The sequence below is a fragment of the Mesorhizobium sp. M7A.F.Ca.AU.001.01.1.1 genome (assembly GCF_004022735.1).
Taxonomy (GTDB): Bacteria; Pseudomonadota; Alphaproteobacteria; order Rhizobiales; family Rhizobiaceae; genus Mesorhizobium; species Mesorhizobium ciceri.
The window spans coordinates 1-3,979 of record NZ_RZPF01000618.1 but is presented as its reverse complement, the minus strand read 5'-3'; the positions used below and the strand labels follow the sequence as shown (position 1 = coordinate 3,979).

Here is a 3,979-nt window from a genome sequence, read left to right as displayed (position 1 = left end):
TCTTCCTCGACGACGGCACGCGCCGTCTGCGTCTCACCGCGAAGATCGAACCGTTGAGCGTTGATGCCGAGGCTGTCGGGGCAATGGTCATCTTCACCATGCAGGAGCCCTTCAGCCAGCTCGACCTGCTTCTGCTCGACAGCGCCAAATTCGCGCTCAGCGTCCAGATGATGCGCAGCTTCATCCGCTTCCGATTCGAGACACGCACGCTGACGGAGTTGTTCATGGAGGTGGTCGAGCATCGCTGGCACGACCCCGCAGATGTAATGCAGCGGGCGCAGCGGCTTGGCGTAGGGCTGGCATCACCAAAGCAGATGATCCTCATCGACCTGCCTGAAGCCGCCCAAAGCAGCGCCGGACGTCTGGTCGATCCGCATCATGCGGTGATCCGGTTGCTGCAGCAGAACTCGGTCGCGGCTGACATCATCGTCGTCGACAATGGCCTCGTCTGCCTGATCCCGGCTGAGCTGGGCGAAGACAGGGACCGTGTCGCCAAGCTGCTGCGCAAGGTTGCCGAGGAACTGGGGCGCCAATTCGGCCAGGAACCTTTCGTCGTTCTTTCCGGTCTCTGCACCAAACTTGCGGACTATCCCCCGGCATGGGATCGCTGCCGGCGCATGATCCGCATCGGACGCTCGTTCGGCCGGACCGGCGTCTTTGCCAGCCAGGATTTCGGCCCGCTGCCGATGCTGATCGCGGCCGCCGAGGTGGAGGATGTGCGGAGCTTCGTGCAGGACAGTGTCGGCGCCATCGCCGATCACGATCGCCAGCACGGCACCCCCTATATGGAGACGTTGTTCTCGTATCTGCGCGAAGGCTGCCGCAGCCAGGCCTGCGCTGATGCGATGGGGCTGCACGTGACCACCTTGCGGTACCGGCTGGCGCGCATCCAGGAGCTGTTCGGTGTCGATCTCGATACCCCTGAGCGGCGCTTTGCTTTCGAGCTCGCCATCCGCTTGCGCGAGGTCATCGACAACCGCGCTTCGGTCGAAAGATAGCATCGTTCCAGCCTCCGCCGTGCGGACTGTTTCCAGCCCGGGACTCTTCCCTGCTGCTTGCGTTGTTGTCCGCGATCCTTGCTCGCAAACACAGCAGCCTCTCTGCTTGCTGTTCCTATCAACAGGAGGAAGAACGGCTGCAGGTCAGCGGCTAACGTCTCGCGCAATACGAAGAGGGAACACGAGGCCAGATGCTGACGACCCCACAGCCAACGATCGATCCGATTGCACTGAGAAGGGCATTCGGAACCTTCGTGACCGGCGTCACAGTCATCACCACCCGCGACGCCGATGGCACGCCGCGCGGCATGACGGCCAACTCCTTCACGTCGGTCTCGCTTGATCCGCCGCTGCTTCTGGTTTGCGTCGGCAAGGCCGCTGCCAGCTATGCCGCGTTCAACGCGTCCGACTCCTTCGCGGTCAACCTTTTGCATGAGGGGCAGACTGACGTCTCGGCGGTCTTCGCCTCGAAGGCGCACGACAAGTTCGGCTCGATCAGCCATGACCGTGTCCACACCGGGGCGCCGATCCTCAACGAATGCCTGACCTGGTTCGACTGCACCGTGCACAACCGCGTCGATGCCGGCGACCATGTCGTTCTCATCGGCGCCGTGCAGGCGTTTGGCACCAGTCCGTCGGCACCGCTCGGCTTTTGCCGCGGACGCTATGCCTCGGTGAAGGATCCACTGCCACCGGGCTGGCTTGCTTCCCACTCGATGATCGTCGGCTATTTGATCGAAGCCGAAGGCAACATCCTGTTGCGCGCCAACGGCAAGGGCGGCTGGGTGCTGCCCAGCGCCAAGAGCCGCAAGGCGGAAAACGAACTCAAGCTCGAAGGCGGCGACGCACTGACGCTGCTTCCGGATGAGACGTTTCTTTATTCCGTCTTCGATGTCGCCGACAGCGATCCCGGCTACCTCATCTATCGCGCCCGTCTCTCCGGCGCTTCCGCCGCCCTCACATTGCCCGCGGGATTCAAGTTCTTTCCGCTGGCGGACCTTCCCTACGAAGACATTCCGGCGCGCGAAATCCGCGCGCTGCTGCGCCGCTACAGCCGCGAGCGGCACGACGAGCGCTTCAGCATCTACATGGATTCGGGCGATGGCGGGCGTCTCGCCAGCATTGATGGCGGTTCGAAGCCATGGATGCAAAGCCCCAAGGACGCCGAACAGGAACAGCCATGAAGACGTCAGTCAAATCGCTCGAGAATTCCCGCCAGCAGCTGTTCATCGGCGGCGGTTTCGTCGCACCGAAAGGCGGGCAATATATTCCAAGCTACGATCCAACGACCGCCAGGTCCTGGTATGAGCTGGCCGAGGCCGACGCATCCGATGTCGATGCCGCAGTCGCTTCAGCGCGGGCAGCCTTTGCCGATCCGGCCTGGCGCCGCATGACCCAGACCGACCGCGGCAAGCTCGTCTATCGCCTGGCGGAGCTGGTGCTCGAACATTCCGACGAGCTGGCGCTGATCGAGACACGCGACAATGGCAAGCTGCTCAAGGAAATGCGGGCGCAGATGCGCGCCATACCGGATTCCTACAGCTATTTCGCCGGAATGGCCGACAAGCTGCTGGGCGACACCATCCCCGTCAACAAGCTTGACATGCTGAACTTCAACATGCGCGAGCCGCTTGGCGTCATCGGCATGATCACGCCGTGGAACTCGCCGCTGATGCTGCTCACCGGCACCTTGGCGCCTTGCCTTGCCATCGGTAACACCGTTGTCATCAAGCCGTCCGAACACGCCACCGCCTCGACGCTGGCGCTGGCCGAACTGATCATGGAAGCCGGCTTCCCCGCCGGCGTCGTCAATGTCGTGACCGGCACCGGCACCAGCGCCGGCGACGCGCTGACGCGTCATCCCGACATCGCCAAGATCGTCTTCACTGGCAGCACGGCCACCGGCCGGCGGATCGCCACCAACGCGGCCGCAAACCTGGTTTCGTGCCAGATGGAGCTTGGCGGGAAATCACCTCAGGTCGTCTTTGCCGACGTCGACTTCGACCATGCCGTCAACGGCGTCGTCTCCGGCATCTTCGCGGCCGCCGGCCAGAGCTGCGTTGCCGGATCGCGCTGCTTCGTCGAGGCCAGTATCTATGACCGTTTCGTCGACGCGCTGGTCGAGCGCGCCAGGCGGGTCAGGGTGGGCCACCCCCTGAATGACGATACCGACATGGGTCCGCTGGCGCTGTCGGCACAACTTGCCAAAGTTGAAAGCTACGTCGCCTCGGGCGTCCATCAGGGGGCGAGGATCGCGGCCGGTGGCCGCAGACCGCAATCGGCCGCGCTCGCGGAAGGCTGGTATTTCGAGCCGACCGTCATGGTCGACGCCCGCAACGACATGGACTTCATGCAGGAGGAAATCTTCGGTCCGGTCGTCGGCGTCATCCCCTTCTCGTCGGAAGAGGAGATGACCGCGCTCGCCAATGACACGCGCTACGGACTGTCCTCCGGCATCTGGACCAAGGACATCGACCGCGCGCTGCGCTTTGCCCGCAATGTCGATGCCGGAACCGTCTGGATCAACACCTATCGCGCCTCGTCGTTCATGTCGGCCAATGGCGGCTTCAAGGAAAGCGGCTATGGCCGCAGGGGAGGCTTCGACGTGATGGAGGAGTTCTCGCGGCTGAAGAACATCATGATCGATTATTCCGGGCTCATGCAGGACCCATTCGTCATCCGCCTGCGCTGAGCATCACCCACACCGACCACAAAGGACGGGACAACAGAAATGAAATTTGCAGTGTCGCTGACCATGGAGCGCTTCTCGCCCGACATGCCGATGTCGAAGGTGAAGAGCAATCTGCTCGAGCTGGCGCAGATGGCCGACGCGGGCGGCTTCGAGACGCTGTGGACGGCAGAGCATCATACGATCGAGTGCACCATCTCGCCCAATCCGTTGATGACCCTGACCTGGCTGGCGCAGCACACGCAGCAGATCCGGCTTGGCACCTCGACGCTGGTGGCGCCGTACTGGAGCC

4 protein-coding genes are annotated in these 3,979 nt (G+C 63.1%); all 4 read left to right on the top strand.

The window, feature by feature from the left end; translation table 11 throughout:
* The coding region (locus EN884_RS28410; RefSeq protein WP_164895197.1) for a helix-turn-helix domain-containing protein at positions 1 to 998 on the top strand (998 nt) is incomplete at its 5' end.
* Positions 999 to 1,189: 191 nt separating this feature from the next.
* Entirely contained in the window at positions 1,190 to 2,182 is a 993-nt protein-coding gene (locus EN884_RS28405) for a flavin reductase (protein WP_027161918.1), read from the top strand.
* Positions 2,179 to 3,690, top strand: coding sequence for an aldehyde dehydrogenase (locus tag EN884_RS28400; RefSeq protein WP_063170690.1), 1,512 nt, complete (start codon positions 2,179 to 2,181; stop codon positions 3,688 to 3,690). Before EN884_RS28405 ends, EN884_RS28400 begins: the two co-directional genes overlap by 4 nt.
* A gap of 39 nt (positions 3,691 to 3,729) precedes the next feature.
* Positions 3,730 to 3,979, top strand: a 250-nt coding sequence (locus EN884_RS28395) for an LLM class flavin-dependent oxidoreductase (RefSeq protein WP_128360868.1), incomplete at its 3' end; no start/stop codon positions are given.